The organism is Mesorhizobium sp. B2-4-18, from assembly GCF_006441385.1.
In the GTDB taxonomy this organism is placed as follows: Bacteria; Pseudomonadota; Alphaproteobacteria; order Rhizobiales; family Rhizobiaceae; genus Mesorhizobium; species Mesorhizobium australicum.
In genome coordinates, this window is the sequence record NZ_VFUW01000013.1 from 54,971 (window position 1) to 79,564 (window position 24,594).

General features: G+C 65.1%; 29 protein-coding genes. 15 read left to right on the forward strand and 14 right to left on the reverse strand.

Features of this window, described 5'->3' with window-relative positions; genetic code table 11:
- The first annotated feature begins 19 nt into the window (after positions 1-19).
- Entirely contained in the window at positions 20-601 is a 582-nt protein-coding gene (locus tag FJ527_RS25765) for a histidine phosphatase family protein (protein WP_140716521.1), read from the forward strand.
- A 144-nt stretch (positions 602-745) separates the two neighbouring features.
- Here the strand turns inward: FJ527_RS25765 and FJ527_RS25770 are convergent, their stop codons facing one another.
- Complete coding sequence (locus tag FJ527_RS25770) at positions 746-1,147, reverse strand: VOC family protein (protein ID WP_140824342.1); 402 nt, start codon at positions 1,145-1,147, stop codon at positions 746-748.
- A gap of 400 nt (positions 1,148-1,547) precedes the next feature.
- Between FJ527_RS25770 and FJ527_RS25775 the strand changes: the two genes are divergently transcribed.
- On the forward strand, positions 1,548-1,961 hold the full coding sequence (locus tag FJ527_RS25775) for a hypothetical protein (protein WP_140824343.1): 414 nt from the start codon (positions 1,548-1,550) through the stop codon (positions 1,959-1,961).
- Positions 1,961-2,464: a hypothetical protein gene (locus tag FJ527_RS25780; protein WP_224583969.1), complete on the forward strand. Its 504-nt coding sequence runs from the start codon at positions 1,961-1,963 to the stop codon at positions 2,462-2,464. The genes FJ527_RS25775 and FJ527_RS25780 overlap by 1 nt, the downstream gene beginning before the upstream one ends.
- Positions 2,465-2,480: 16 nt before the next feature.
- On the opposite strand, the gene FJ527_RS25785 is transcribed toward FJ527_RS25780, so the two are convergent.
- Positions 2,481-3,254, reverse strand: coding sequence for a pseudouridine synthase (locus FJ527_RS25785; RefSeq protein WP_181166484.1), 774 nt, complete (start codon positions 3,252-3,254; stop codon positions 2,481-2,483).
- 121 nt (positions 3,255-3,375) lie between these two features.
- Complete coding sequence (locus FJ527_RS25790; RefSeq protein ID WP_140824344.1) at positions 3,376-4,260, reverse strand: aldo/keto reductase family oxidoreductase; 885 nt, start codon at positions 4,258-4,260, stop codon at positions 3,376-3,378.
- Positions 4,261-4,355: 95 nt separating this feature from the next.
- On the opposite strand from FJ527_RS25790, the gene FJ527_RS25795 reads away from it, so the two are divergent.
- Positions 4,356-5,258 carry a LysR family transcriptional regulator gene (locus tag FJ527_RS25795; RefSeq protein WP_140824345.1) on the forward strand — a complete coding sequence of 301 codons (903 nt, stop codon included), beginning with the start codon at positions 4,356-4,358 and terminating at the stop codon, positions 5,256-5,258.
- A gap of 120 nt (positions 5,259-5,378) precedes the next feature.
- Positions 5,379-7,295 carry a diguanylate cyclase gene (locus tag FJ527_RS25800; protein WP_140725009.1) on the forward strand — a complete coding sequence of 639 codons (1,917 nt, stop codon included), beginning with the start codon at positions 5,379-5,381 and terminating at the stop codon, positions 7,293-7,295.
- 99 nt (positions 7,296-7,394) lie between these two features.
- Here the strand turns inward: FJ527_RS25800 and FJ527_RS25805 are convergent, their stop codons facing one another.
- Positions 7,395-7,616 carry a hypothetical protein gene (locus FJ527_RS25805; protein ID WP_140617896.1) on the reverse strand — a complete coding sequence of 74 codons (222 nt, stop codon included), beginning with the start codon at positions 7,614-7,616 and terminating at the stop codon, positions 7,395-7,397.
- A gap of 281 nt (positions 7,617-7,897) precedes the next feature.
- Here FJ527_RS25805 and FJ527_RS25810 point away from each other — a divergent pair, with 281 nt between their 5' ends.
- Positions 7,898-8,137 carry a hypothetical protein gene (locus FJ527_RS25810; RefSeq protein ID WP_015316799.1) on the forward strand — a complete coding sequence of 80 codons (240 nt, stop codon included), beginning with the start codon at positions 7,898-7,900 and terminating at the stop codon, positions 8,135-8,137.
- 61 nt (positions 8,138-8,198) lie between these two features.
- On the opposite strand, the gene FJ527_RS25815 is transcribed toward FJ527_RS25810, so the two are convergent.
- Entirely contained in the window at positions 8,199-8,426 is a 228-nt protein-coding gene (locus tag FJ527_RS25815) for a hypothetical protein (protein WP_015316800.1), read from the reverse strand.
- A 965-nt stretch (positions 8,427-9,391) separates the two neighbouring features.
- Here FJ527_RS25815 and FJ527_RS25820 point away from each other — a divergent pair.
- Positions 9,392-9,688: a DUF1236 domain-containing protein gene (locus tag FJ527_RS25820; RefSeq protein ID WP_015316803.1), complete on the forward strand. Its 297-nt coding sequence runs from the start codon at positions 9,392-9,394 to the stop codon at positions 9,686-9,688.
- Between the two features lie 138 nt (positions 9,689-9,826).
- Here the strand turns inward: FJ527_RS25820 and FJ527_RS25825 are convergent, their stop codons facing one another.
- Entirely contained in the window at positions 9,827-10,675 is an 849-nt protein-coding gene (locus FJ527_RS25825) for a helix-turn-helix transcriptional regulator (RefSeq protein ID WP_246677808.1), read from the reverse strand.
- Between the two features lie 90 nt (positions 10,676-10,765).
- Between FJ527_RS25825 and FJ527_RS25830 the strand changes: the two genes are divergently transcribed.
- A complete protein-coding gene (locus FJ527_RS25830) occupies positions 10,766-11,650 on the forward strand; it encodes an SDR family oxidoreductase (protein ID WP_140663534.1) in 885 nt (294 codons plus the stop codon).
- A gap of 18 nt (positions 11,651-11,668) precedes the next feature.
- Here the strand turns inward: FJ527_RS25830 and FJ527_RS25835 are convergent, their stop codons facing one another.
- Positions 11,669-12,367: a RibD family protein gene (locus FJ527_RS25835; RefSeq protein WP_140824347.1), complete on the reverse strand. Its 699-nt coding sequence runs from the start codon at positions 12,365-12,367 to the stop codon at positions 11,669-11,671.
- A 475-nt stretch (positions 12,368-12,842) separates the two neighbouring features.
- Here FJ527_RS25835 and FJ527_RS29745 point away from each other — a divergent pair, with 475 nt between their 5' ends.
- From FJ527_RS29745 to FJ527_RS25865, 5 genes are all read left to right on the forward strand, one after another.
- Positions 12,843-13,067, forward strand: coding sequence for a dienelactone hydrolase family protein (locus FJ527_RS29745; protein ID WP_246677809.1), 225 nt, complete (start codon positions 12,843-12,845; stop codon positions 13,065-13,067).
- 263 nt (positions 13,068-13,330) lie between these two features.
- Positions 13,331-14,278, forward strand: coding sequence for a substrate-binding domain-containing protein (locus FJ527_RS25845; RefSeq protein ID WP_140663528.1), 948 nt, complete (start codon positions 13,331-13,333; stop codon positions 14,276-14,278).
- A gap of 221 nt (positions 14,279-14,499) precedes the next feature.
- Positions 14,500-16,101 carry a sugar ABC transporter ATP-binding protein gene (locus tag FJ527_RS25855; protein ID WP_181166492.1) on the forward strand — a complete coding sequence of 534 codons (1,602 nt, stop codon included), beginning with the start codon at positions 14,500-14,502 and terminating at the stop codon, positions 16,099-16,101.
- Positions 16,098-17,114: an ABC transporter permease gene (locus tag FJ527_RS25860; protein WP_140824349.1), complete on the forward strand. Its 1,017-nt coding sequence runs from the start codon at positions 16,098-16,100 to the stop codon at positions 17,112-17,114. The genes FJ527_RS25855 and FJ527_RS25860 overlap by 4 nt, the downstream gene beginning before the upstream one ends.
- A 115-nt stretch (positions 17,115-17,229) precedes the next feature.
- Entirely contained in the window at positions 17,230-18,567 is a 1,338-nt protein-coding gene (locus tag FJ527_RS25865) for a hypothetical protein (protein WP_140824350.1), read from the forward strand.
- 45 nt (positions 18,568-18,612) lie between these two features.
- Here the strand turns inward: FJ527_RS25865 and FJ527_RS25870 are convergent, their stop codons facing one another.
- From FJ527_RS25870 to FJ527_RS25885, 4 genes are all read right to left on the reverse strand, one after another.
- Positions 18,613-19,185 carry a hypothetical protein gene (locus tag FJ527_RS25870; protein ID WP_140824351.1) on the reverse strand — a complete coding sequence of 191 codons (573 nt, stop codon included), beginning with the start codon at positions 19,183-19,185 and terminating at the stop codon, positions 18,613-18,615.
- The gene (locus FJ527_RS25875; RefSeq protein ID WP_140824352.1) at positions 19,182-19,802 is read right to left on the reverse strand and encodes a hypothetical protein; all 621 of its coding nucleotides are present in this window, start codon (positions 19,800-19,802) and stop codon (positions 19,182-19,184) included. Before FJ527_RS25875 ends, FJ527_RS25870 begins: the two co-directional genes overlap by 4 nt.
- Positions 19,799-20,425 carry a hypothetical protein gene (locus FJ527_RS25880; protein ID WP_140824353.1) on the reverse strand — a complete coding sequence of 209 codons (627 nt, stop codon included), beginning with the start codon at positions 20,423-20,425 and terminating at the stop codon, positions 19,799-19,801. Before FJ527_RS25880 ends, FJ527_RS25875 begins: the two co-directional genes overlap by 4 nt.
- A 102-nt stretch (positions 20,426-20,527) precedes the next feature.
- A complete protein-coding gene (locus tag FJ527_RS25885) occupies positions 20,528-20,890 on the reverse strand; it encodes a hypothetical protein (RefSeq protein ID WP_140663517.1) in 363 nt (120 codons plus the stop codon).
- A gap of 182 nt (positions 20,891-21,072) precedes the next feature.
- Between FJ527_RS25885 and FJ527_RS25890 the strand changes: the two genes are divergently transcribed.
- Entirely contained in the window at positions 21,073-21,375 is a 303-nt protein-coding gene (locus FJ527_RS25890) for a hypothetical protein (protein ID WP_140824354.1), read from the forward strand.
- 156 nt (positions 21,376-21,531) lie between these two features.
- Here FJ527_RS25890 and FJ527_RS25895 read toward each other — a convergent pair whose 3' ends face one another.
- Entirely contained in the window at positions 21,532-22,227 is a 696-nt protein-coding gene (locus FJ527_RS25895) for a helix-turn-helix transcriptional regulator (protein WP_181166485.1), read from the reverse strand.
- Positions 22,228-22,806: 579 nt separating this feature from the next.
- On the opposite strand from FJ527_RS25895, the gene FJ527_RS25905 reads away from it, so the two are divergent.
- Positions 22,807-23,445: a GcrA family cell cycle regulator gene (locus FJ527_RS25905; protein ID WP_140824355.1), complete on the forward strand. Its 639-nt coding sequence runs from the start codon at positions 22,807-22,809 to the stop codon at positions 23,443-23,445.
- A gap of 117 nt (positions 23,446-23,562) precedes the next feature.
- On the opposite strand, the gene FJ527_RS25910 is transcribed toward FJ527_RS25905, so the two are convergent.
- Together FJ527_RS25910 and FJ527_RS25915 are read right to left on the reverse strand one after the other, a co-directional pair.
- The gene (locus tag FJ527_RS25910) at positions 23,563-23,919 is read right to left on the reverse strand and encodes a DUF982 domain-containing protein (protein WP_140824356.1); all 357 of its coding nucleotides are present in this window, start codon (positions 23,917-23,919) and stop codon (positions 23,563-23,565) included.
- A gap of 39 nt (positions 23,920-23,958) precedes the next feature.
- Entirely contained in the window at positions 23,959-24,240 is a 282-nt protein-coding gene (locus FJ527_RS25915) for a DUF982 domain-containing protein (RefSeq protein WP_140617911.1), read from the reverse strand.
- Between the last annotated feature and the right edge of the window lie 354 nt (positions 24,241-24,594).

Sequence of the window (24,594 nt, forward strand, 5' to 3'; positions counted from 1 at the left end):
CGACATCGAAAGGTACCCCATGAGCAGTGCGTTCCCCCAAATCCATCTGGTCCGGCATGGCGAGACGGCATGGAGCCTTTCGGGGCAGCATACCGGGCGCACCGACATGCCGCTGACGCCGGCCGGCGAGGCGGCCGCGCGGGGTGTTGCGGAGCGGTTGAAAGGCCTACCGTTCTCAGCCGTCTGGTCGAGCCCCTCGCAGCGCGCCTACAACACCAGCGTGCTTGCCGGCTTTGGCGCGACAAGCGTCAAGATGGACGATCTGCAGGAGTGGGACTACGGCGCCTATGAAGGGCGCACGACGAAAGAGATCCTGGCCGAGCGGCCGGGCTGGAACGTGTTTCGCGACGGCTGTCCGCAAGGCGAGCTGGCGGCCGATGTCGGCACCCGCGCCGACGGGATCATCGAGCGCCTGCGCAAGGCCAATGCCGACATACTGATCTTTTCCAGCGCGCACTTCCTGCGCGTGCTGGCCGCCCGCTGGCTCGGCCTGCCGCCGGAAGGCGGGGCGCTGTTCGTGCTCGACACGGCCAGCATCAGCGTGCTCGGCTACGAGCATGATTTCGGTGAGCCGGTCGTGCGCAAATGGAACGGGAAGTAGGGCGGGCACCGGCTCGGCGCGGAAGCGCCGTCGTTTCGTCATCCCAGGGTCTCCGCCACGCCGCTTTCGCGGCTGCTCCGCCCTGGGATGACGAACGCGGGGAGGCTTCGGCAATTCCCAAACCCTAGCCAATCCCGACCGTCTCTATCTGTCAAACTTCCGGATCGCCTCGGCGGTGACGGGCTGGAAGAAATTCACCAGATTGCCGTCGGGGTCGCGAAACAGCAGCGAGCGGTTCCCCCAGGGCATGGTGGTCGGCTGCTGCACGGTCGTGCTCTTGATGAGGTCCGACAGCCGGGCGAATTCGGCATCGACGTCGCCGACGCGGAATTCGAGGATTGCCGTGTGGTTGTCGGCGGGGCGGGCGATGTCGCCGCCGAACAGCATCAAGGTGCGCGTGCTGCCGATCGCCAGCGTGCAGGCCGGCGTCGCCAGTTCGGCGAAGTCTTCGGTATAGACCGTCACCGGCATGCCGGTGACCTCACCGTAGAAGCGCACGAGGCGCTGGACATCCGATGTGATGATGCGGACTGAGACGAAATTCATCGCTTAGGTTCCTTGGTCGCTGAAGCCCGGGGCCGGGTTTCCCAGCCGATGCATAGCCCAGGTCTCCTGCCAGCTTTCTGTCAGGAGAGGGGGGTGCGATGGTCTATTCGGGCCTGAGCGACTCCTGGACGGCGCGAGGGAGAAATCATCGGCAGGTGTCAAACAGCGCAATCGGCAATCTGTTCTTGGCAAAGTTTATGGCTTGTCGATTTTCATGGCGTTGTTTCGACAGGAATACTCCATTTCATTCGGCAGAGTGTTGATAAGGGCGATCGCCGGGCCTTTACTCGGTTTTGTTCTGATAACCATGAATTGATTGGTATGGCTGTTTCCGTGATTTGAGCCTGGATTTGTGCCGTCATAAAATCGCCGGTGGGAAATTTCTGAAACGGGGGAAAAAATGTCTCACCGCGCGACAAGCACCATGGCCGGCCTGGCGCTTCTGGCTTTTGTGGTCAATCCGGCGGCTGCTTCCAACCGCATGTTCACCTCCCAAAAGACAGCGCTTTCGGGCCACGATGTCTATTTCTTCGGCGGAGCGAGCCTGAACGTGGATTGTTCCAGCGCGGGCAGGGACGATGTGAGGGTGGTCTCGGGTCCAAGCCACGGAAATGTAAAACTCGTCCATGACGGGGTGTTTACGCATTACAACAAGTCGAACGACCGGGCAAAATGCAATTCCCACGAGGTGAATGGCATCAAGGCGCTTTACAGGTCGAGCCCTGGCTTCAAGGGCTGGGATCAGGTGACGATCTCGGTTCACACCTATGACGGCGACGCGTTCAAATACGTCACCAACATCAAGGTGGAGTAGTGCTCGCCCGAACGCTTTGTTTTACGCAATTCCGGACGGAAAACCATTACGCACTTTTCCTGGAATTGCCCCTAAATCGTACAAGCAGGAGGATCGTTGAAATGAAGCGTCGGACGACAGGTGTGATAACGGCATTGGCGGTTCTGGGATGTGCCGCCTGGCCGGCGGCGGCGGAAAGCTATGGAAAGGCGGCGCTCTCCGGACAGGAGATCTATATTTTCAGGGATGCCAGCCTGAATGCCGACTGTTCCAGCGCCGGCGCGAACGATGTCAGGATCGTCGCGGGCCCAAGCCACGGGAAGATCAGGCTCGTGCATGCCAAGCTCTATACCGGTTTCAGCAAATCGAACGAGCGCTGGAAATGCAATGCCCACAAAGTGGACGGCATCAAGGGGTTTTACCGGTCGAACCCCGGATACAAGGGGCGCGACCAGGTCACGTTTTCGGTCCACACCTATATGGGCAATGCCCATCAGACCGCCGTCAGCATCAACGTCGAATAGTGGCTTCGCCGCCCACTCACTGCGCCAGCAGCGCCAGTTCCTCCGGCGTGAGGTGCCGCGCCACGCCCTTGGCGAGGTCGCCGAGCGGCAGGCTGCCGATGGCGACGCGGATCAGGCGCTTGACCTCGATGCCATGAGCGGCGAGCAGGCGGCGGATGTGGCGGTTCTTGCCTTCGTCGAGCACGATCTCCAGCCAGGCCGTGCGACCGCCGCTGCGCAGGAATTCGATCGAATTGGCCGCCAAGGCCTCGCCGTCGATGGTGGCGCCCGCGCGGAGTTTGTCCAGCAGCGTTTCATCCGGCACCATGGCGACCTGCACGTGATAGGTCTTGGGCAGATGCGAGGCCGGGTCCATCAGCCGGTTGGCGAAGCGTGTGTCGTTGGTCATCAGCAGCAGGCCTTCGCTGGCCTTGTCCAGCCGGCCGACCGGCGAAACGAAGGGCAGGTTGAGCCCTTCGAGACAGGCATAGACGGTGTCGCGCTCGAGCGGGTCGTCGCGGGTGGTGACCAGCCCGCGCGGCTTGTTCACCATCAGATAGACCTTGCGCTCGGCAACCACCTCGACGCCATCGACGACGATCCTGTCGCGGTTCATGTCGACGCGCAGCGCGGCATCGCGCACCACCTTGCCGCCGACGCGCACGCGGCCTTGCGCGATCAGCGCCTCGCCCTGCGTGCGCGAGCACAGGCCGAGTTTTGAGAGCGCTCGGTTCAGGCTGACGCCAGGAGGGCCGGCGCTGCGTGGCTTGCCGGGTGGCGGCCTGCCGGGCGGTGGTGGTCGTGAAGCCATGCTGCTTGGGTCGATCCGTGGTATTGGACAGATGCCATGGGCAGCGTCAGCTTAGCAAGCTGCCGCCGAGGCCGCATCGAGGCCCCGGCGGCAAGCCGGCCAAACGGGGCCTTTCGACGCGTCACGCGGCCTGCTCGGTCTCGCCTGCTATGCCGTTCAAGACCTGGACGGCATCCGCCGGCAGCTTAAGCTCTGCGGCCGCCAGGTTCTCCCTGAGATGCCCGACTGACGAGGTGCCGGGGATAAGCAGGATGTTGGGCGAGCGCTGCAACAGCCAGGCGAGCGCCACCTGCATGGGGGTGGCGCCGAGTTTTTGCGCGACGTCGGCAAGCGTGCTCGACTGCAGCGGCGTGAAGCCGCCGAGCGGGAAGAACGGCACATAGGCGATGCCGTCGGCGGCAAGCTCGTCGATCAGCGCGTCGTCCTGGCGATGCGCGATGTTGTATTGGTTCTGCACGCAGACGATGTCGGCCATCCCGCGTCCCTGCGCGATCTGCTTGCGGGTGACGTTGCTCAGGCCAATATGGCGCACAAGTCCCTGGCGCTGCAGTTCGGCGAGCGTGTCGAGTTGCGGCTCGAGCGAGCCTTCGGCGGGCCCGTGGATGCCATGCATGGAGCGCAGGTTCACGACCTCGATCACGTCCAGCCCGAGATTGCGCAGATTGTCGTGCACGGCCTGCGTCAGTTCCTGTGGTGACATCGCCGGGATCCACGAGGCATCCTCGCCGCGCCGCGCACTGATCTTGGTGACGATGGTGAGGTCCGCGGGATAGGGGTGCAGCGCCTCGCGGATGATCTGATTGGTGACGTGCGGACCATAGAAATCCGATGTGTCGATATGGTCGACGCCGCTGGCAACGGCCTCGCGCAGCACGGCGATCGCCGCATCGCGGTCCTTCGGCGGGCCGAAGACGCCGGGTCCGGCCAGTTGCATGGCGCCATAGCCCAGGCGCTTCACGGTGCGGTCGCCGAGCTTGAAAGTTCCGGCCTTGCTGATGTCGGTCATGGGTCTCGATCTCCTTTGGATCGGCTCGATATAGACAGTCCCCGCCCGCGCGATAATATGGCGCGGTCGGCACAGGCTGTGCGGAAAGGCGAACAATGGCGACGGATCTGGGTGACCTCCAGGCATTCATGGTGGTGGCGCGCGCCGGCGGGTTTCGGCAGGCGGCGCGGACGACCGGCTTCAGCGCCTCCAGCCTGAGCGAGACGGTGCGACGGCTGGAAACGGGGCTTGGCGTGCGGCTCCTCAACCGCACCACGCGCAGCGTCGCCCCCACCGAAGCCGGCGCGCGCCTGCTGGAGCGGCTCGGTCCCGCGCTCGGCGAGGTCGAGGCCGCGCTCGACGTGGTCAACGGGTTTCGCGGCCGTCCGGCCGGCACGCTACGGCTCAACGTGCCGGTGGTGGCGGCGAAACTGGTGCTGCCGCGCCTTCTGCCGCCCTTCCTCGCGGCCTATCCCGACATCCGCGTCGAAGTGACCGCCGAGGACAGTTTCGTCGACATACTGGCGAGCGGCTGCGATGCCGGCATCCGCTATGACGAACGGCTGGAGCAGGACATGATCGCGGTGCCGATCGGCCCGCGGCGGCAGCGCTTCGCCACCGCCGCCGCACCGGCCTATCTCGATCGGCGCGGCCGGCCCGGCCATCCACGCGACCTGCTCGATCACGCCTGCCTGCGCGGCCGCTTCGCCAGCGGCTCCATGCCGCCCTGGGACTTCGAACGCAACGGCGAGACGGTGAGCGTCGACCCGACCGGCCCGCTGCTGGTCAGCACCGGCACGGCGATGGACCTCGCTGTCAGCGTGGCGGTCGACGGCGGCGGTATCGTCTCATTGTTCGAGGACTGGCTGCGCCCCTATTTCGTCGATGGCAGGCTCGAGCCCGTGCTGGAGCCTTGGTGGCAGGAATTCTCGGGTCCGTTCCTTTACTACCCCGGCCGCCGCCTGACGCCAGCGCCGCTGCGGGCATTCATCGATTTTGTCGACGGGATGCGGTGGTGAGGGGGGCGCGACGGCCTGGCTCCTTCGACCAAAGGCAATCCCAGATGTAACACTTTGTTGTCATTGAGGGTCTATCGAGGAGGCGGTACGGCGAAAGCCCGGTAACAGGAAAGGCGCCCAATGGGTTCGCCCTGGTCCGAATTGCTGGCCAATCTGGCGGTCGTGGCGATGTTCGTGTCGGTCTGGATCCACACCCATGTGTGGCTGGACCGCTGGGCGCCCGCCGCAAAGGCGGCGACCTTCGGCCTGCTGATGGGCGCCGGAGCCATCATCCTGATGCTCACACCAATGCAGCTGCAGCCTGGCGTGCTCGCCGATCTCAGGGCGACGATGATTGCCGTTGCCGGCTTCTTCGGCGGTCCCGTCGCCGGCGTCGTCGCCGGGGTTATGGCCGGTGCGTTCCGGACTTTCGAGGGTGGCATCGGCGCCTTCGCCGGCGCGGTGGGGATCGCGGCCGCCATGCTGGTCGGTGTTGCCGGAAACCTTGCCCTTAGGGGCCGCCGGCCCACCATGGTCGACATCATGACCCTCGGCGCGGCGGCAGCGGCGGCGTCGCTGCTTGGCCTCAGCGTCCTGCCGCGGGATGTGCTGCAAACAGTCCTGCCGAAGGTTGCGCTGCCTTCCTCCCTGCTCATCTTCGTCTCGGTGGTGCTGTCGGGGCTTACGCTTTACCAGGAGCGGCGGCGCCTCGAGGCGCTGCAGTCGCGGCGCATCTACAAGGCCGTGGTGGAGACGCTGCCGGATTGCCTGAACGTCAAGGACCTCGACGGGCGGTTCATCGCGGCCAATCCGGCAACGGCCGAACTGATGCAGGCGCCAGACGCCAAGGCGCTGATCGGCAAGACGGACTTCGATTTCTATCCGCGCGAGACGGCGAAAGGTTTCCGCGAGGACGAGCTTGCCGTGCTGGCGTCGGGCGTCTCGTCCACCATCGAACAGCACCTTCACCACGAGGATGGAACCGAAGGCTGGCTGGCGACCTTGAAGGCGCCCTTTCGCGACAGGAGCGGGGCCGTCGTCGGCCTGATCACGCACAATCGCGACATCACGGCGCGCAAGCAGCTCGAGACCGAGCTGGCGGAAAGTCGGGTCCGGCTCGGAGACGCCTTGACACACATGGCCGACGGTCTGGTGATGTTCGACCCGGACGGCAGGCTGGTGCTGTGCAACGACCAGTATCGCGCCATGTTTCCTAAGACGGCTGAGATGAGGGTGCCCGGCGCCGACTATCGCGACATCCTGCGCGCCTCGGCGGCGCGCGGCGAGGGGACCACACCGCCAGACGCGGTCGAGGGCTGGATCGACGGCATCATGGCCTCGCAGAAGCTTGTCAGCCACCGCCAGGTCCGGCTCGCCGACGGCCGCTGGCTCGACGTACGCACCCGGCCGACAGGCGACGGCGGCAGCCTCAGCGTGTTTTCCGACATCACCGAGGCCAAGCAGGTCGAGGCCGAACTGCTGGCCGTCAACGAGAAGCTGAACCTTCTGGCGCACCGCGACGGGCTGACCGAACTGTGGACGCGCCGCGCCTTCGATGAAGCGCTGGCGCGCGAATTCTCGCGCGCCAGGCGCAATGCGGCGCCGCTCAGCCTGGTGATCATCGATGTCGACTGGTTTAAGCGGTTCAATGACCATTACGGCCATCCGGCGGGCGATGATTGCCTGCGCGCCGTGAGCCGCTGCATCCAGGCGACTGCCCGCCGTCCGGCCGACGCGGCGGCCCGCTACGGCGGCGAGGAGTTCGCGCTCATCCTGCCGGAGACCGACGCCCGGGGCGCCTTCGTCATCGCCGAGACCCTCAGGAGCAAGGTGCGCGACCTTGCCATGGCGCATGCCGGCAGCGAAAAGGGTATCGTCACGGTCAGCATTGGGGTGAGCACCCTCGATGCGGACGGCGCCGCGATGGAGATTGCCGATCTTCTGAGACGCGCCGACGAGGCGCTTTACGGCGCCAAGGCCGCCGGGCGGGACCGGGTGCATGGCTGGCGCCCGCATCTCAGCGACCAACGCTCGACCGGTTCCCGGCGCAAGATATGAGACTTGCAAGGCCACTGCCGGTGGATTTGGATCAAGGCTGAGCTTGCGATTGCCTGAACGAGGGTCCGGGCGGGAAGCTCTCTCGGTGGCGCGTAAGCTTCAGCCGGAGTGAGCTGAATCCGTGCTGGCGCGATCGAGCTTCACAAGACGAGCCTTCGCTTCGCCGACGCGTTGTTGCGCGGATCTTATCCTGTCACAAAGCCGCAGATTGATACCGACGCCACAGTCTTCGTCCAGCATCGCGTTTGCGCGTTCAAGGGCGAGTTCCGCCCGGTTAAGTCGCTGCCTCGCCCTGGCAAGTTCCAAGGTCAAAAGTTCCATTGCTGCTTCCGTGGTTTGCGGTCCCTTCCATTGGGAAACCGCTGCCGGGTGGTTTGGTTCCGGGCCGTTCGTGAAGCTGTATTCGCTGCCGGGGTCAGGCGTCTGCCTGGAGATGCGGCGGCCGCCACGCTTCCAGGATTGGGCTGGTGATTGGCAGTCATGTCTTTGTTTATTGACCCCGCCAATGGCTGGCGTAACTTGTCAAAGGCCGTCCGCGACGCGAAGACACGTGGGCGCTTGGGAGCGATCATCCTGCTTCCACCCAAATCCAGGAGGAAGCTGTGCGCAGGCTATTACAGACGCGCCCTGGCGAATATCTCGATCACCGATTGGAGTGCCCTTTTTGCGGCACCATCCGCCTGCAAATCCCGGCCGATGCGACACCATCGACGCGGATCAGTTGCGCCGAGTGCGGCAGATATCTTGGTATCTGGGATGAGCTGCAGACCGACTTCGAGCAACAAGGCGGCAACGATGGCGTGTTCCGTCTCGACAAAGGGCGCATCCAGAAGCTCGACTAGGCTTGCCGCGAGCAGCGCTCGATAGCGCCGGCTAGGGTCGGCTCACCATCGCCGATGCCCATCAGGACGGCCTTGGATGGGCAAGGCCGGTGTCGAAGGTGCCTGGCAACACAGGTGGGCCACTGCGGCTGGTCGAGGCTGTCGCCATCGCGTCAACCGGCACGATGATGATCATGCGGGCATGCTGCTCCGGCCACAATGGCTTTCCGAAAAGGAAGAATGTGCTGGCGAGAAAACAGACCAGCAAGAGGATGGCCAAGGTGTTGGCGATGATCTCACCAAGCTGCATTGCTCTTCTCCAATTCACGCGTCCCTCTCGGCAACGAGCGCCAGCAAACTATGTTCAATGTTTGGGACCAATGCGCCTGGTTCGCAGGACTTCAGTCCGAGTTGCGGGTCGAGCGATAAACGCACAACCTGCCTTTGCACCGGCCCGAGCCTCCGCCAAGTGTGGCAGCCGGAGCATAGCCCGGCCTGCTCGCAACGTGCCGAGCCCTCCGCCAAAGCAGGCCGGGCTCCTTTCTGAAAGGGTCACAAACGGACCGCGATTTCCACGGGCAGCGGTGAGCGCCGGTTGCGCAGCGAGGGCAAGGCCCGATCAGCGGGGTGGCGGAAAGCGCGCCGGTACCGTCCGCCTTGCTCCACGGCGACAAAGGCGCGATTCTCCTCCCTTTGGCGGCTAGCATGGTCAGATCGGGCCAGCATGGTCAGGTTGGGATTGTATGGGCGGATCTGTTGTCCCATGGCCTCAACTCGACCCCACGATTGGCGATAAAGGCAGCAAGGGCTGCTACCAGTTCAAAGTAAGGCTGACGAGCAGGACGGCGATCAAGGCCGACAACGGGACCGCCATCACCAGCGCCGCCTCCATAAGGCGGGTTTCCTTGTCGCTGAACATCAAACCTCCTCACTTATCGGCTGACGCCGAGGGTTTAGGGTTCGCTCACCGCCTGAAGCAGTGAGCGAACCCTATTGGCGCAGGAAGGGACGTAGCTGCGCCAATTCGCAAAAAACACACCCGCAGTGCTGCCCGACATCCGTCAGGTATCCGCGATGAACTTGCAGCGAACAACGAGCGCGAAAGACGGCCGTTCCCGGCGGCGGCGCCGGCAGGACTATTGCGTTTTTCGATGGGACCTAAGTCCGGTGCTGGCCGGACCGAAGCCCAAGCCTGGAACATTCAAACATGCCTGAAGTTCGATCCGGCAGCGCGGTGACAATGTTGTGCTGTGCAGGTTTCAGATGGAGGTACTCATGAAAAAAGATCTTGCCGCCGTAGCCGCCGTTCTCTTGCTCGCAGGTGTCGGCGCAGCCGCTGCCGAGGACGTCGTCATCCAGCCCGAGCAGGAAACAGTGATCAAGGAGTATGTGCATAAGCAGCCGCTGGCTTCGGTCAAGGTTCCCGGCGTGGAACTCAACGTCGGCACGGCCTTGCCCGATACCGTCGAGCTTCACGAAGTCCCCAACGTCAAGTATCGCTACACCGTCGTCGACGACCGGACCGTGATCGTCGATCCAAGCACCCGCAAGATCGTCAAGATCATCCAGTAGCGGCGCCTGGCCCGCTGCCGGCTGGCGGCGGGCCAACCGTGCAAATGCGTTGCCTGACAATCAGAATTTGTGGGGGTGGATGCCGACCTTGCGCAAGCTGAACGGGTGTGCGAACGCCGCCTTGAATGGGATCCAGAGTCAACGCGACAGGTCCGCCTCTCGCTCCTTGTGCCGCCGGGCGAGATCGCGGATCCGGTCGGCGACCTTGCTGTCCACCGGATTGTAGACGGTCAGGCTCAGATCCGGCCGGCCATCCACCGCGAAGGCCGAATATTCCAGCTCGATGTCGCCGAGTTCGGGATGCTTCAGGCGCTTTGTCCCGTCGCCATGGCTGAGCACGTCGTTTTCCCGCCACAGCGCGTCGAATTCCGGGCTGGCGCTGCAAAGCTCCTCCACCAGTTGGGCGACCTCTGACACCGCGCCGGCGCGCGCCGCATCAGCCCGGAACGCGCCGACCACGAAACGGGCGAGGTTCTCCCAATCGTGCTGCTTGGCGCGGATGGTGGGGCTCAGGAACATAAACCGCAGGATGTTGCGCTGGCCAGCGGGCAAGGTGCTGTAATCGGTCATCACGACTTGCGCGGCGCGGTTCCAGGCGACAATATCCCAGGTCGCCGTCTTGATCAGGGCCGGGCTTGCCTCGAGCGTGTCGATAAGGCGCTGCAGCCTGGGGCTGACGCCGTCGGCGCCGATGTAGCGGACCTCGGGCGGGCGCCCGAGCCCCAGCATGAAAAGATGTTCGCGCTCGGCCTCGGTCAGCAGAAGGCCCTTGGCGATCCGGTTCAGCACGTCGGCCGAAGGTGCGCCGCCGCGTCCCTGTTCCAGCCATGTGTACCAGGTCGGGCTGATGTTGGCGCGTTGCGCGACCTCTTCCCGGCGCAGTCCCGGCGTGCGCCTGCGCCCGGAAAAGCCGAACGATGAGGGGTCGAGCCGGGTGCGTCTGTCTTTCAGGAATGCCGCGAGCGAACCGGCGGAAGTGTTGGACATCCTGTTAGCCATTATACCATGATAAGATCACTACTTTAATGGAATAATAGAGCAGCGATAGTACGCAGGCAACTGTGCAGGAGATTTTGCATGCGTATCTTTTTAACCGGCGCGACCGGTTTCATCGGTTCGGCCATCGTTCCCGAACTTCTTCAGGCCGGCCATCAGGTCGTCGGCGTCACCCGCTCCGATGCCGGTGCCGAGGCGTTGGCCGCCGCCGGCGCCGAGGTGTATCGGGGAACCCTCGAGAATCCCCAAGGCCTGCGCGACGGCGCGGCGGAGGCGGAAGCCGTGATCCACACCGCGTTCGACCATGATTTTTCGCGGTTCGCCGAGAATTGCGAAAAGGACAGCCGTGTCATCGCCGCGCTCGGCCAGGCACTCGCCGGCTCCGACCGGCCGCTGGTGATCACCTCGGGCGTCGGCATGGGCAGTCCCGGCCACGGCCAACTGGCCGTCGAGGATGTCTTCAACCCCGATCACCCCAATCCGCGCATCGCCTCGGAACTCGCCGGGAATGCGTTGCTGGAGGCGGGCATCAACCTGTCGGTGATGCGCCTGCCGCAGGTCCACAACACGCTTAAGCAGGGGCTGATTTCGCCGCTCATCGAGATCGCGCGCCAGAAGGGCACCTCGGCCTATGTCGGCGAGGGCCGCAACCGCTATTCGGCCGGCCATGTCGCGGACGCCGCGCGTCTCTACCGGCTCGCGGTGGAGAAGCGGCAGCCCGGCGCGCGCTATCACGCCGTCGGCGAGGAAGGCGTCGAGGTGCGCGCGATCGCCGAGGCGCTTGGCCGGGGACTGAACCTGCCGGTGGTTTCGATCGCGCCGGAAAAGGCGGCGGAGCATTTCGGCTGGATGGCGATGTTCGCCCCCATGGACCTGCCGGCCTCCAGCGCGCTGACCCAGGCGCGGCTCGGCTGGCGTCCGACCGGCCCGACGCTGATCGCCGATCTGGACGCGATGCGATACTGAGGCGCGCAAGACGCGGCCTTAGCCAGGGGTGACGGCATAGCGCAAATGGACGAGCCCATGCGCGAGGGCTTTGCAATCATTGAGCGACAACCGCACCTTGTCGGCAAGGCCGCTTTCACCGAACTCGACAAAGCCCTGGTTTGCCGCCCGCGCGTCGAGCGCGGGGGCAATGAGAAGGCTGAGTTCATCGACCAGCCCCGCCGCCAGGAAGGAGCCGTTGATGCCGGCGCCGCCTTCGAGCAGCAGACGGCGGATGCCGAGCTCACGGGCAAGCACGTCCAGCATGGCGGCGAGATCGATGCCGGACGTTTGCGACACGATATAAGATACGCCGTCAGTGGCGAGCTCGGCCAGATGGCTGTCGGCTACATCATGCCCGAGCAGCACCACGACATGGTCGCCGCCGATATCGGGTTTGGCGAAGTGCAGCTTGCCCGAGGCATCGAGCGCCACGGCAAAGCTGCCCGCGTCGCGCCGCGCGAAATGATGCGGCCGATCGACCTTGCCCACATGCTCGGGCGGATGCGCGGCGACCTTGCTCATCTCCGCCATGGTGACGCGGCCGACGATCCAGGCGTCACCTTCGAGGTCGTTGTGGATCTCTTCATATAGGCCCGACCACTCAGCCCGGCTGCCGTCGGGGCTTTCGGTGTAGCGGCTCGGATGAAGGCTGCCGTCGAGCGAGGCAAGCATATGGCAGATGATGCGCGGCTTCATATGGTGTCTCCATTTCGTCGGCCTGGCCGCCCCAAAGGTAGTGCCGCACCGGGAAAATGGAAGCCGATGCGGTGTGCCTTGAGACTGCACGCCCCGGCAGGTAAAAAATGACTGGATCTGGGCGACCTAGGGGCCGGTGCATGACGGACATCATCCTGTTTCACTCGGTTCTTGGCCTTCGCCCGATCGAGCGTCATCTTGCGGAATGCCTTCGCGCCTGCGGCCATGCGGTCGCACTGCCAGATCTTTATCAGGGTGCGGCGACGGATGATCTGGATGAAGGTTTCGCGATCAAGGCGCGGATCGGCTGGGGTGCCATCTGCCTGAAGGCGCGAGAGGCTCTGGCCTCGACGCCGGGGGATGCGGTGCTGGCGGGTATCTCGATGGGAGCCGGCGTGGTGGCGGAATTCTGGGCGTCGCGGCCGCTGGCAGCGGGTGTTCTGCTGTTGCATGGTTTGGCGACCGTGCTGCCAACATACGACCCGGCTTGCCCATCCAACTGCATGTCGCGGACACCGATCCACTGTTCCCCGAGCCCGACGTCAGCGCCTGGCAGGAAAGCGCGGAGGCAGCGAGAGCGGATGTGCAGGTTTTTCGCTATCCAAAGGCGGGACATTATTTTTCCGACCCGGCACTGCCCGACTACGATGCAACGGCGGCCGCGCAGCTCTGGAGCCGCTCCTTGGCGTTCCTGACGTAGAAGGCCTTCGGACCGAAGAGTCCAAAATTCAGACAATTCCGACAAGTTGCTGTCCTGGCTGTTATATCGATGTTGCACAAATGGTTGACCCTGGGGTAGCATCCTCTTGTTGACGCCGATCGGAGGAATTTAGGCGGCGGTCAGCTGGAGCGGCATGCGTTCTTGGCGCAAGGAGGATGCTCCAACACTTTAACCGGCGCATGATCCTTCCTGAAACCGGTCCCGGTTTTTAGGGGCCGTGCGCTTCTGTGGAGGAGGAACCCATGAACAGACGCGAATTCCTTATGACGTCCGTGGCCGCGGGCGCCATGATGCTCGCCGCACGCTCGGCTTTCGCCGAGGACAAACTCACCATTCTCGGCTCGGTGCCCAGTCTCGGCTTTCCGTTCTTCGTGCACATGCTGAATGAGATCAAGGCCGAAGCGCAGGCGCAAGGCGTCAACCTGACCGAGAGCGACGGCCAGAACTCGGCCACCAAGCAGACCGCCGACATCGAGGCGGCGCTGGTGCAGAAGGTCAACGCCATCGTCATCTCGCCGCTCGACGTCAACGCGCTGGCGCCAGCCATCGAGGAAGCGGTGAAGGCCGGCGTTCCCGTGGTGACGATCGACCGCCGCGTCGACGGTGTCCAGGGCATTCTGGCCCATGTCGGCGCCGACAACGTCAAGGGCGGCGAGGCGGAAGCCCAGGCCGTGGTGGCGGCGTTCCCCAATGGCGCCAAGCTGTTCCACCTGCAAGGCCAGCCGGGCGCGGGTCCCGCGATCGACCGCAACAAGGGCGTGCACAATGTGCTCGATCCGCTGAAGGACAAGTACCAGATCGTCTACGAGCAGACCGCCAACTTCGCCCGCGCCGAGGCGCTGACGGTGACGGAAGCCGGCCTTGCCGCCAACGGCAAGCCGGACGCCATCATCTGCGCCAATGACGACATGGCGCTCGGCGCGCTCGAAGCGTGTGCCGCGCGCAATTTCAGCGACGTCAAGATCTACGGCTTCGACGCGCTGCCGGAAGCGCTGGTGGCCGTGCGTGACGGCAAGCTCGCCGGCACGGTCGAACAGTTCCCAGGCAAGCAGTCGCGCACCGCCGTGCAGATCGCGGTCGCCTACGCCAAGGACAAGACGGAGCCGAAGGAGAAGCTGGTGCTGCTGACGCCGATCGTCATCGGGAAGGACAATCTCGACAAGGCGGAGAGGCTGAACGAGACGAAGTGAGGGGCGGGTGGACATCGGCCGATTGGCGAGGCGGGCGGGACAGCACCCCCCTCTGTCCTGCCGGACATCTCCCCCGCAAGGGGGGAGATTGACTGTTCGTCTCCTTTCGCCAACCTCAAACGTTGCAGGAAAAGCGCGGTCAGAGACACTGGTGATCTCCCCCCTTGCGGGGGAGATGGCCGGCAGGCCAGAGGGGGGTGTTCAAGCACAGCCTGAACCGCATCAAGGAGCACTCCTTGTCTCCATCTGAAGCCGCATCCCCCGTCCTGCTTTCCGTCGAAGGCCTCACCAAGCATTTCGCCGGCGTCACCGCGCTGAGCGATGTCTCGCTCGATGTCCGCGCCGGCGAAATCCTCGGCCTGCTTGGCGAAAACGGCGCGGGAAAATCGACGCTTCTGAAAATCCTGTCGGGCGTCATGCCACCGTCCGGCGGCCGCATCACCTTCGACGGCGCCGACTACCAGCCGGCGAGCCCGCAGGAGGCCAAGCGGCTGGGCATCGTCACAATCTACCAGGAACTCAGCCTGATCCCGACGCTGACCGTGGCGGAGAACATTTTCGTCGGCCGCGCGCCGATCGGCCGGCTCGGGCTGGTGAGCTGGCGCAAGATGGAACAGGATTCCCGCGCCATCATTGCCCGTGTAGGCCTTACCATCGATCCGATGACGCCGGTTTCGGCGCTGTCGGTGGCCGAGCAGCAGCTGGTCGAGATCGCCCGCGCGTTGTCCTTGAAAAGCCGGCTGATCATCATGGACGAGCCGACCTCGGCGCTGACCGAGACGGAGGTGCAGAGGCTGCTGTCGATCATGGACCGGCTGCGCAAGGACCATGTTGCCATCATGTTCGTCACCCACCGGCTGGACGAGGCATCCGCCATCTGCGACCGCATGACGGTGCTGCGCGACGGCAGGCTGGCGGGGCATATCGAGCGTCAGGGCGGGCCCATCAAATTGCCCGCCATCATCGAAAAGATGGTCGGCCGCGCCGCTTCCGAACTTTACGCCCGTCCGGCGCAACGCGCGGCGGCCGGCGATGTGGTGCTGTCGGTTCGGGGCTTGCGCACCGTGCGCGATCCCGAAGCGCCGCACGCCATAGTGCTCGACGGTGTCGATATCGACCTCAAGGCGGGCGAGATCCTCGGCGTCGCCGGTCTTGTCGGCTCCGGCCGCACGGAACTGGCGCGCGCCATTTTCGGCGCCGATCGCATCGCGGCGGGAATGATCACGCTCGACGGCAAGCAGATCGCGCCCGCATCGCCGGCCGACGCCATCGCGCTCGGCATTGGGCTGGTGCCGGAAGACCGCAAGCACCAGGCGATCTTTGCAGCCCTTGGTATTCTGCCGAATTTCTCCGTCGCCTCCCTCGGGCGCTTCAGCAACGGCTTCGGCTTCATGGCCGAGCGGCGCGAGCGCGACGCGCTGTCGGGGTTCAGGAAGATGCTGTCGATCCGCATGGCTTCGGCCGAGCAGGCGATCGAGGGCCTGTCGGGCGGCAACCAGCAGAAGGTGATCCTGGCGCGCTGGCTGGCGCGCGACCCGAAAGTGCTGATCGTCGACGAGCCGACGCGCGGCGTCGATGTCGGCGCCAAGGCGGAGGTGCACCAGATCCTGGTGCAGCTGGCGGCGCGCGGCATCGCGGTAATGATGATCTCGTCCGAGCTGCCCGAGGTGCTGGCGGTGTCGGACCGCATCGTCACCATGCGCAAGGGGCGTATCACCGGCGAAATGCCGGGCGTCGAGGCAAACGAGGAAAGATTGATGGAACTGATGGCGCTCGACAGGCAGGATACGCCGGCACAGGATGGGGAGGGGCAGGCACGATGAGCATCGCCGAGGAACAGAGCCAGCGCGGCGGCGTGACGATCGCGCGGCTTTTGATGAGCTTTGGGCCGCTGCTGTTCCTGGCGGCGCTGGTCGTCGTCTTCACCGTGCTGAAGCCGAGCTTCATCGACCCGATCAACCTGTTCAACATCACCAGGCAGATCTCGATCACCGGGCTGATCGCGCTCGGCATGACCTTCGTCATCCTCACCGCCGGCATCGATCTTTCGGTCGGCTCGCTGCTCGCCTTCTGTGGCATGGTCGCGGCCGTGGTCGCCAAGGGCGGCACCGCCAACACGCTGTCTCTGTCGACGTCAGGCAGCCAAGGTTTTGGCTGGTTCGCCGCCCTGCTGGCCGCTGTCGTGGTCGGTGCGCTCGCCGGCGGCGTGCAGGGGTTCGCCATCACAAGGCTGAAAGTGCCGCCCTTCGTCGTCACGCTGGGTGGGCTGACGGTGTTCCGCGGGCTGACGCTGACCATTTCCAATGGCGGCCCGATCTCCGGCTTCGACGCCTCGATGCGCTGGTTCGGCACCGGGCTGATCGGTCCGGTGCCGGTGCCGGCGATCATCTTCGCCATCGCCGCCATCCTGTGCCACATCGTGCTGCGCTACACCCGCTATGGCCGCGCCGTCTATGCCGTCGGCGGCAATGCCGAGGCCGCGCGGCTGTCGGGCCTGCGGGTCGACCGTATCCTGGTCTCGGTCTATGTCATCGTCGGCTTCTTCGCCGGGCTCGCCGCCTTCGTGCTGTCGGCCAGGCTGAATTCTTCCGAAGCGGTCGCCGGCATCGGCTACGAATTGACGGTGATCTCCGCCGTCGTCATCGGCGGCACCTCGCTGTTCGGCGGCATCGGCTCGGTCGGCGGCACGGTGGTGGGTGCCGCCCTGATCGGCGTGCTGCAGAACGGCCTGCAGTTCAACAACGTCTCGTCCTACACGCAAAGCATCGTCATCGGGCTGATCCTGATCCTGGCGGTGGCGTTCGACCGCTGGCTGAAGTCGCGGGTGAGGCGATAGGAGCGAGAGGTTGTGCGCTCACCCTAGCCGTTTGCCAGGAAAGCTGCCCCATTTCTTGCAAAACATCCGCGCCTTGCTAGAAAGGCTTCGCGCGGGGGCAGCGTGAAAGAATCTCATGGTTGCCGACATCATCAGGCCGATCAGCTTGAGTTTTTCGCTGCTGCGGCGCTTCTGGCCGCAGCTCGTGGCGCTGGTGCTGGCCGGGGTGCTGGCCGGCGATCTCCTGCTGCAGCTGGCTGCCAGGGTGGCGCTCGCCAACCATTTCGCCGGGCTTGCCATGCTGACGCTGGTGGCGCTGGCGCAGCTGGTGGTGACGGTTGCGATGTTCCATGTGCTGCGGCCGGGCCTGCCCAATGTGCTGGCCGCGCAGCGCGGCGCGGACAAGGCCGCGGCCTCCGAGAGCGAAGTCGCTGGCAAGGAGGCGAGAGGTACTGACCGGCGCGGCTCGCGGCTGGTGCGCATGATCACCATCGCGCTGCTGCCGTTCTTTGCCTATTACGCCGCCTGGGGGTTCCTCGGCGATATCGTGCGCCAATATTCGCGCGCCTCGCTCGAACAGGCCGATTTCGGCCAGAGCGGCAATGTGCTCGACGTGCTCGATTCGCGCTGGCTGCTGATTTCGGTCGCCGTGTCATGGCTGATCCGCCGGTTGGCCAAGTTCATGCAGACGAAGACGACGGCAACGTCGTTCTGGCAGATCGTGGTGGTGATCTGCGAGACCAACTGGATCTTCGTCGGTCTCTACGTCATCAGCCGCTGGAAGGACAGCGCGCTGCAATGGCTGATGAGCCGCAATCTCTGGTCCGTGCTGCAGGCGTCCATCGACGGGCTGGCGAGCCCGGTGACGGCGACGAGCGCCGCATCTGTAACGGCGACGAGCGCGGCATCTGTGGTGCCGGTCGAGATCACCTCGATCACGCCCTCGACGGTAGCGGTCAATCTGTTTTTCTACATGCTTTTGCCGCTGATCTGGCTGGTGATGGCGGCGCTGATCTATGGCTATGACGTGCGCGACGACGCGGCGTTGATGCGGGTCGACAGCCGCGTCGAGCGGTTCGGCCGGCGCTATGCCGGACTGCCGAAATTCCTGCGCGATTTCGTCGAGCATTTCATCGCCGGCTACCGTTCGCGCTACCTGCCGATCGCCAATGGCGTGCGGCTGACGGTGAGTTCCAGCCTGGTGCTTTTGTGCACGCTGATCGTCGGCTACCGCCTGCTCGACTGGGGCGCGGCCTGGCTGTGGCTTGGCGCGACGCGGCTGATTGGCCCGCACGAGCTCGATGTCTGGCAGATTTTCTCCCATGGACTGACGCTGCTGTTCGGCAGCCCGTTCCAGGATTCCTCCACCGGCATTTTGATCGAGCCGATCAGGATATGTTTTCTCGCCGCCGTGCTGGAGACGGCGTTCTCGCTGCCCAAGCGGGTGACCGAGACTGTCGAAGCGCGGAAGTAGAGGATTTGTTGGCGCCGGCCTTGCAGAGCCGAGCCTGGGGCGCTGTCACTTCGGCGGCCGCTGGAAACGCAGATACCACGGCCGTTCGCTGCCCAGCCCGACGGCGGGGCGAATGGTTTTCACCGCGTCCTCGGGCACGATGAAAATGTCGCCGACGGTGATGACATCGCCTTTTTTGGCGCCGGAGAAGATGGCCGAAGCGCAATTCATCACGCCGTCGGGCAGGCTGACGCCGCTGATGAAATCGGGCAGCCATCGGCGCCCGGCGGCATCGGTCAGCATCAGTTTGCAGCCCAGCCATTGTTTCTGCAGGTCTGGGTCGCCAATGGTCACGGTGAAGGTAGCGATGACGGCGAAGGCGTGGTTGGGCAGGCGGCCGGCCTTGCCGCCGCGCAAATCGGCCAGTTTCCAGCCGCTGCCGCCGAACGGCACGGATTGGCCGAACTCGACATCCCTGGCGATAAGGTCCTCGCCATGCAGCCATTCGCGGACGCTGTCATGGCTGGTCTCGGCCAGTGTCAGCGGCAGCAGGATGGCGAGCGCCATCAAGCCGCGCCGGCGCCATCGTCGCTCGGATTGCCGGTCCACGGTCGGGGTGTCTGTCGAAACGGCGCTCATGTCTTGCCCTGCGGTGTCTTGTCCTGCGGTGTCAGGCCCGGCGCCGCGTCGAGGTCGAATTCCGGCAGGATGTCGGCCGGCTGGCCGTCAGCGCCGGTCGGCAGCGCGTCGAGGCTGATGCGGGCCTGCCCGTCGAGCGGGCCGAACTGGCGCGCCGATATCAGCAGCCTGGCGCCGCGGATCTGGTCCGGTGGTACCTCGAAAACGAACAGGCTACGCTTGTCCAGGCCCGGATCGACCCCGTGCGGCGGCATGTCGGGGCGGTAGCCCAGCCGCTCCGTCTGGTGATAACGCAGCCCGGTCGGGCCTTGCCAGAAGCCGTCGGCGACCGCGGTGGAGGTGCTGGTCGCGGTGAGGTTTGTTGTTACCACCGCCCATAGGCCGCTGGTCGTCAAAAGCTTCTCCTGGCCGAACTGATTGGTCTTGAGCCGGCGCGCGAAGATCACCTTGTCCAAGCTGACAGCGAAGCTGCGCGCGCGCACCGTGTCATGCATCGAACCATTGATGGGAATAGGTGCGGTGAGGTCGGCATAATGCGGCTTCGTCATCTGCATGCCGTAGCTCAGCACCACGGTGGCGCAAAGGATCGCGAGATTGCCAAGCACGCGTATCCTCATGGGCCGCTTTCCGGCTGCCCACTCTGAGACTGCCCACTCTGCGACTGCCCGGCCGCCGGCAGGTCGGCGACCGGCAAGGTGACGGTGCCGAGCCGGTAGGGGTTGTACCAGCCTGGTGTGCCATAGAGATTGTCGCGCGGCTTGAAGATCTCGGCGGTGACGCCGAAGGCGAGGCTTGCCGGCACGGCGGCGTCCCCGGCAAGCGGCCAGACATAGGCCATGCGCTCGGTCATGCCGGGATGCAGTTCCGGCGTCATCGTGGAATCGCGTGTCAACACGATCATCGGCACGGGATCGGACAGGATCACGCCGTCCGGCGCGAAGACGTTGAAATAGCCCTTGTCGGATTGCGCGGTGCGGTTGGTCATGTCGACTTCCAGCACCAGTGCCTTCTGGCCCGGCTTCAGCGGCACGCCGTGGACCCCGGCATGGCCGACATAGGCGCGCACCGGCTGCAGGCGCCAGCGGCCGGCCTCGATGACGGCGTCTGGCGGCAATTGTGGTGGATCATGGGCGGGCAGGGCGCCGAATGCCCCCATCAGGCCGGCGACGAACAAGGCGGCAATGGTTCCCGCGCCGGCCGTTATCCAGGTCTGAACTTTTGAGCGGGCAGTCTTGAACATTCCAAATTATGTGCGTCGAACGAACAGGCACCCCAGGCGCAATCTAGAAAGAAAAATCAGGGATTGAAACCGCAAATGGCTCGGTCCAGCCGTGCTCGGGCCTCAGGCTGCTTCAAGTGCCCAAAGACGATGGCCGAAACGGCGGAAGAAGCGCGCCACGAGCCGCTGCTGCTTCGCCCTGGCAAGATCGGCCAGGCGCCGTTCCTGGCGCCAGCGCGGCATGTTGCGCCAGCCGGCGATGAAACGGGCTGCATCCTCGACGGCTTCGTGCGCCGACAGCGCCGGGTCGATCGCGGCCAGGAACAGCGGCTCGGCGCGCTTCAACTCGTCGATGACGGCCTTGCGCCTGAAATGATCCAGGCGGGCCTGCGCGATGCCGGTGCGGCGGATCGCCTCGAAGGCTTCGAGCAAGGCGGGACTGTCGCCGGTGTAGCCGCAGGCGCGGGCGAAATCGGCGGCATCCATTCTTGCTCCCGGATCTGGCGCGAGGTGATCCCGCGCCGACTCACATTTGCAAGTGTGATATAAGCATAACTCAAACGTACATAGAAGGGAGACTTTTGGAGGAGTTTGGAAACTGCGACTCGACTCCTGCTTCGAAACACGGGAAGATAGGAACAAAGCACGAACAAAAGGACGGAGCAGTGATGGCGTTGCCAGGCAGGGAAGCAGTGATCGCGCAGGTCGCCTCGCTGTCGGTCGAGTGCGCCGATTGCGGCCGCAACAGGTGGTGGCGGCCCGATCAGTTGAAGCGCTTCGGTGTGAATGGGAGCACGCCGCTGGCCGCGCTGTCGGGCCGCATTGTCTGCTCGGCCTGCCGGGCCGACGGGCTGCCTGGCACGGCGATCTCGATCCAGGCCGCTTTCATCGACGAGCGCCAGCGCGTGCGCTCGGAAGCGCGCATGCTGAGCGGCCGCGACGTGCCGCTGGAGAGGTCGAGACGAGCTTGAGGGCGCCGGCTGGCCAGTCGTCAGCAGACGTCGTCTTCGTCGAAGAGGGCAACGTCTCGCCCGCCGTGAAAGGCTTGCAAGACCGTCACGGTGTTGTCCTTGACGCTGAATGCTATCGTGGCTCGCGGGCGATAGCCGACGCCACGCAGGCCCGGTCTAGTATCCCAGCAGTTCCTTCAGCGGAATCACCCGCCAGACGTGCTTGATGGCGTAGCGATTGAAGGTCAGCGTCTTGGGCGGATTGTACTGCTCGACCACCAGCTCGCCCGCCGTGCGCCGGACCAGTTTCTTGATGAAGGCCTTGCCATTCTTCTCGTTCTCGTCGGGAAAGGTCTCGATCACCACATGGTCGCCCGGCACCGCGTCGCGGCCGCCGCAATAGATCATGTCGCCGGGTTCGTAGCGCGGCACCATGGAATCCGAGAGGACATGGAGCGCGAATACTCTCGGCAGGTTGCGGACCCCTGGCGGACGCTGCACGTATCCTGCCGGCTCGCCGTTGAAGGTGAAGTCGCCGTCGTCGCCGCCGACGGCGGCGCCCAGCACCGGAATGTCCATCGCTCCGGCCGGCAGCGGGCCGGCGTCGGTGACGATCTCGGCGTCCGCCACCGGGCCGGCATCGTCGAGGAAGACGACCTGCCCTTGGCCCAGCGCCACGGGGTCGACGCGCAGGAAGGCGGCGGTCTTCAGCAAGTTTTCGGTCTTGGGCAGGTTGCGCCCGGTTTCCCAGTTGCCGACGGCGGCGACATCGGTGTCGTTGTGCTCGGCGATGTGGCGCATGACCAGGCCACGCTGCTTGCGTGCCTGGCGGATCGCGGCCCCGACCCTGATCGACAGTTGCGTTTTCACCATGGCCTCATGTGACCGGCAAGTCCTGCTTTCGTCCATGAAAGAATGGCTTGCATGAATTTTTGAGTTATGCTTATATCAACTTATGCAAAAGCTCAACCCTCTCAGAGTCGACAGCACCTCCAGACCGGCCTTGCCGGCCTGCCCTTTCCCTTCCGCCCCGGCCGCCTCCTCCCCGGCCGGGGCGAAGCGCGAAGCCGATTGCCTTGGTGCATCGGCCTTGCGTCCGGTCCGCCCGTTCCCGGCGGCTGGAACGGCCGGAGCCGCCGCTCCCCGCGGCTCCGGCCCCCCATTCGACCCGGCCGCGGGTGTTGCCTGTCGCACGCAGAACGGCACCGTAGATCCGTACGAGCCGATGACGGGCAGGGCTGGTTCGGCCCCCCGATAGAGACCTGGCGCGGGCGCGGCTTGCGCGCCTCGCCGCAGGTCGCCCGGCGAGGCTGAGAGCCGGCTCGTCCACAGCAATCCCAGCGGCCGACAGGCCGACCAGGCCCGACAGCGCCCATGACGGCCGCGGGCAAACCCCACGCTTGCCTGACGGCGCCGTCCACGGCGGCCGCTGGCCGCGCAATGGAGACGGACATGGCAAGCTACAGTGACAGCGAATTGCAGGCGATTGCCGCCTGGCTCGGGGATGGGCTTTCGGCCTCCAGGATCGCGGCGGCGTTCAGCGCACAGCGCGGCAGCCCAGTATCGCGCAACGCCATTATCGGCATCGTCCATCGCAATGCCATGCTGGGCGCGATCGGCTTCGCCAATGGCAAGGGCCCGTCGGCAGCTGGCACGGCGATGGCCAAGGCGGCGAGCCGAGCCGCCAAGGCGGAACCTCCAACGAGCCGTGCCGGCGCCATCCCGCAGCCGGGGAGCACACCGGCCGTGCGGCCGAAGCAGGCCCCTTCGCCCGTCCGGCCACGGCTTTTCCAACGCGAGGCGGGCGTGCTGATCGCTGATGGGCAAACCTACCGCTTCAAGGTGCCGGCGTCGCCGCGCGGTCCTATCGGCCGGCAGCCGCATGGCGTGGCCATGCGCTTCATCGATTGCCTGTTCACCCGCTGCCGCGCACCGCTCGACCTGGCGCTGGAGGAAGATGCTAAAGATGGTGCGTCCGGCGGACGGCCCGGCCAGGACATGCTGTGCTGCGGCATGCGCATCACGGCGATGAAAAGCTACTGCAGCTATCATCAGGCGCGCTTTCACCGCCCTGTTTGCGAAGCCGGGTGAAGCTCGGTCCCTTCTCCCCGTTGAATGGAGGAAAAGGCGCTTCTCACGCCGCCGTCACCAGTTTCGATCGCCGCCAATACCGGGAGAATTACCGTGAACGCCTATCGCGCTGCACCGCTATTTCGGCATCTGGCGCCCTTGTTTGGGCGGCTGCACCGCCCGTCGCTCCAGCATCGTCGCCGGGCCGCCACCGGCAACCAGAATGCCGGCAACCCGGGCAAAGCCGGTGAACACTTTCATTGCATCGGATTGCGAGATCTGCGCCGCGATGGCGGCGCTGCAGGCGTTGAGAGCGCTGCGATAGACGTGGCCCCGCCGCTCGATCGGCCAGCGCTGCAGGAAATCGGCGGCCTCGCTGACAGTCTCGATCTCCTCGACGTGGCCGTCCAGGGAGACTTTGAGCGGCACTCCGGTCTTCATCGTACCCACGGCATTCACCTTCGGTGCTGGCGCGGCTCCCGAGCCGACGCTCATAAACGCACAAGGCCTGCCGCCGGTTGCATCGCGGCCGTCTCAGGGGCTCGCCGCCGCGTCGAGCCACTCATGCGCGCGGCTTCTTGGCTTGGCCACCAATATGCCTTGTTGCCTGGCCGCCTCGCGGAAGGCCTCGAAGGCGGGGCGCGGGCAGCAAGTGCCCTCGACCGCGAGCCGGACGAGCCGCGCCGCCTCGAGATAGCCCGGCGCGGTTTTGTCGGGCCATTGGTGACGAAGCGCTGTCGCCGCATCGGCCACCGAGCCGACCAGCATGGTCTTGTTGTCGCAGAAACGCAGGGTCACCGGCATGAAAGCCGTCATGAGCAATCCTCCCCTTGGGCATGGACGCGTCACAACGTCCGGACCGGCGGCGGGTTCCATTAGCGCGGCTGTAAGAACGAGGTGGTGCACGGCATGAGCGAACGGCCCTTCATGCAGCTCTACGTCTCCGATTTCGTCGGCGACACGCTGCAACTCTCGACCGAGCGAGGTGAGGAGCGGCAACGCGCAGTTCTGCCCTTCGAGCGCGCAGCTCTGCATCGAAGTGCGCGAGCGGCGGGTGATGCGGGAGTTGCTGGCGCGGAGGGGCGCCGGCCTGGTTTCCTCGCCTGTGCGAAGCGGGGGAGAGGCGGCCCGGCGAAGCCGGGACCGAGAGGGGGACGCCGTCGGCCACGC

Excerpts from the sequence above, each read along its gene's own strand:
- FJ527_RS25790 (WP_140824344.1), bottom strand. The coding sequence starts at position 4,260 with ATGACCGACATCAGCAAGGCCGGAACTTTCAAGCTCGGCGACCGCACC.
- FJ527_RS25885 (WP_140663517.1), bottom strand. The coding sequence starts at position 20,890 with ATGGATGCCGCCGATTTCGCCCGCGCCTGCGGCTACACCGGCGACAGT.
- FJ527_RS25875 (WP_140824352.1), bottom strand. The coding sequence starts at position 19,802 with ATGAGGATACGCGTGCTTGGCAATCTCGCGATCCTTTGCGCCACCGTG.
- FJ527_RS25860 (WP_140824349.1), top strand. The coding sequence starts at position 16,098 with ATGAGCATCGCCGAGGAACAGAGCCAGCGCGGCGGCGTGACGATCGCG.
- FJ527_RS25815 (WP_015316800.1), bottom strand. The coding sequence starts at position 8,426 with ATGCAGCTTGGTGAGATCATCGCCAACACCTTGGCCATCCTCTTGCTG.
- FJ527_RS25830 (WP_140663534.1), top strand. The coding sequence starts at position 10,766 with ATGCGTATCTTTTTAACCGGCGCGACCGGTTTCATCGGTTCGGCCATC.
- FJ527_RS25825 (WP_246677808.1), bottom strand. The coding sequence starts at position 10,675 with ATGTCCAACACTTCCGCCGGTTCGCTCGCGGCATTCCTGAAAGACAGA.
- FJ527_RS25865 (WP_140824350.1), top strand. The coding sequence starts at position 17,230 with ATGGTTGCCGACATCATCAGGCCGATCAGCTTGAGTTTTTCGCTGCTG.
- FJ527_RS25895 (WP_181166485.1), bottom strand. The coding sequence starts at position 22,227 with ATGGTGAAAACGCAACTGTCGATCAGGGTCGGGGCCGCGATCCGCCAG.
- FJ527_RS25845 (WP_140663528.1), top strand. The coding sequence starts at position 13,331 with ATGAACAGACGCGAATTCCTTATGACGTCCGTGGCCGCGGGCGCCATG.
- FJ527_RS25765 (WP_140716521.1), top strand. The coding sequence starts at position 20 with ATGAGCAGTGCGTTCCCCCAAATCCATCTGGTCCGGCATGGCGAGACG.
- FJ527_RS25775 (WP_140824343.1), top strand. The coding sequence starts at position 1,548 with ATGTCTCACCGCGCGACAAGCACCATGGCCGGCCTGGCGCTTCTGGCT.
- FJ527_RS25795 (WP_140824345.1), top strand. The coding sequence starts at position 4,356 with ATGGCGACGGATCTGGGTGACCTCCAGGCATTCATGGTGGTGGCGCGC.
- FJ527_RS25870 (WP_140824351.1), bottom strand. The coding sequence starts at position 19,185 with ATGAGCGCCGTTTCGACAGACACCCCGACCGTGGACCGGCAATCCGAG.
- FJ527_RS25915 (WP_140617911.1), bottom strand. The coding sequence starts at position 24,240 with ATGACGGCTTTCATGCCGGTGACCCTGCGTTTCTGCGACAACAAGACC.
- FJ527_RS25770 (WP_140824342.1), bottom strand. The coding sequence starts at position 1,147 with ATGAATTTCGTCTCAGTCCGCATCATCACATCGGATGTCCAGCGCCTC.
- FJ527_RS25905 (WP_140824355.1), top strand. The coding sequence starts at position 22,807 with ATGGCAAGCTACAGTGACAGCGAATTGCAGGCGATTGCCGCCTGGCTC.
- FJ527_RS25910 (WP_140824356.1), bottom strand. The coding sequence starts at position 23,919 with ATGAGCGTCGGCTCGGGAGCCGCGCCAGCACCGAAGGTGAATGCCGTG.
- FJ527_RS25820 (WP_015316803.1), top strand. The coding sequence starts at position 9,392 with ATGAAAAAAGATCTTGCCGCCGTAGCCGCCGTTCTCTTGCTCGCAGGT.
- FJ527_RS25800 (WP_140725009.1), top strand. The coding sequence starts at position 5,379 with ATGGGTTCGCCCTGGTCCGAATTGCTGGCCAATCTGGCGGTCGTGGCG.
- FJ527_RS25805 (WP_140617896.1), bottom strand. The coding sequence starts at position 7,616 with ATGGAACTTTTGACCTTGGAACTTGCCAGGGCGAGGCAGCGACTTAAC.
- FJ527_RS25890 (WP_140824354.1), top strand. The coding sequence starts at position 21,073 with ATGGCGTTGCCAGGCAGGGAAGCAGTGATCGCGCAGGTCGCCTCGCTG.
- FJ527_RS25785 (WP_181166484.1), bottom strand. The coding sequence starts at position 3,254 with ATGGCTTCACGACCACCACCGCCCGGCAGGCCGCCACCCGGCAAGCCA.
- FJ527_RS25835 (WP_140824347.1), bottom strand. The coding sequence starts at position 12,367 with ATGAAGCCGCGCATCATCTGCCATATGCTTGCCTCGCTCGACGGCAGC.
- FJ527_RS25880 (WP_140824353.1), bottom strand. The coding sequence starts at position 20,425 with ATGTTCAAGACTGCCCGCTCAAAAGTTCAGACCTGGATAACGGCCGGC.